Source organism: Achromobacter sp. K91 (assembly GCF_003576205.1).
Lineage (GTDB): Bacteria > Pseudomonadota > Gammaproteobacteria > Burkholderiales > Burkholderiaceae_B > Achromobacter > Achromobacter aegrifaciens.
The window spans coordinates 1-1,314 of the sequence record NZ_QWFB01000074.1; the positions used below are offsets into that span (position 1 = coordinate 1).

Genomic DNA, 1,314 nt, shown 5'->3' on the forward strand with positions numbered 1-1,314 from the left:
CTGCGACAGCAACTGCGCTTCCACTTCGCCCAGTTCGATACGCAATCCCCGTATCTTGACTTGATGATCGACCCGTCCCAGGTACTCCAGCTGGCCCTCTGCGTTCCAGCGCACCAGATCGCCAGTGCGGTAAAGCCGGCCGCCAGCCTCGCCGAACGGGTCCGCCACGAAGCGCTCCGCGCTCAAACCCGCACGGCCCAGGTAGCCGCGCGCCAGCAGTTCTCCACCGATAAGCAATTCACCTGACACCCCTTGTGGCGCAAGGTTGAAGTCAGCATCCACAACCCGGAGTTCCCGGCCAGCCAAGGGCGTGCCGATCGGCATTTGCAGCGGGAGCGGCTTGCTTGCATTCACATAGGGCTGGCAGTCCAGCGTCGAGGCAGTGACGGTCGCCTCTGTCGGTCCATACGTGTTCAACAACCTGATGCGCTCCAGCCCGGCTGCACGCCAGGCATTGAGGCCTTCCGGCGGCATGGCCTCGCCACCGGCATGAACCTGACGCAACGCACCATAGTCTCGGACGCCTTGCCGGGCGAAGTCCTGTACCAGCAAGAGCCAGTACGCCGTCGTGATATCCACGACACTTATCTGCTTTGCCATCAGTTCCTGATGGAACGTGGAGCTATCCCACAAGGCAGGGCCGCGTAACACCACCGAAGCCCCCTGGATCAGGGGTGGAAACAACTGTTCGATGCAACCGTCGAAGTTCAAGGTCGCGAACTGGAGCATCCGATCCGCTTTGGTGAGACCGAAAAAATCAACCGCTACTTGGGCATGCTCGACCAAACTGTGATGAGGGATGCCAACCCCCTTTGGACGCCCCGTGGACCCCGAGGTATAGATCACATACGCCAGGTTCTCGCCGTGCACATCGACTCTTGGGTCGTTTCCAGATTCATCCGCCACGTCCAGCGTTTCAAGCTCCAGAACCTCGAGCCCGTCCAGCGCCGGCAGCCGATCTTCGCGCTGCGTCAGCAATAGCCGGATCTCGCTATCCACCATCATGTAGGCCAGCCGATCCACGGGATACCCGGGGTCGAGCGGTACATACGCGCCGCCAGCTTTCAAGATCGCCAGCAGCCCCACCACCATCTCGATGGAACGCTCCACCGCGATCCCAACCCTAACGTCCGGCCCTACCCCCAGCCTGATCAGGCGGTGCGCCAGACGGTTGGCCTGCAAGTTCAATTCCGCATACGTCAGCGACTCATCGCCGAACAATAGTGCGCTCGCATGTGGATAGTCCCGTACGCGGCGCTCGATCAGCCGGTGTACCGGCTCCGCATCCGGGTACCGGTGAGCATTCACGCCCCA

1 protein-coding gene is annotated in these 1,314 nt (G+C 61.6%); it reads right to left on the minus strand.

What is annotated here, in order from left to right; translation table 11 throughout:
- On the minus strand, nt 1-1,314 hold a 1,314-nt coding region (locus DXK93_RS29870), incomplete at both ends, for an amino acid adenylation domain-containing protein (RefSeq protein WP_119452022.1).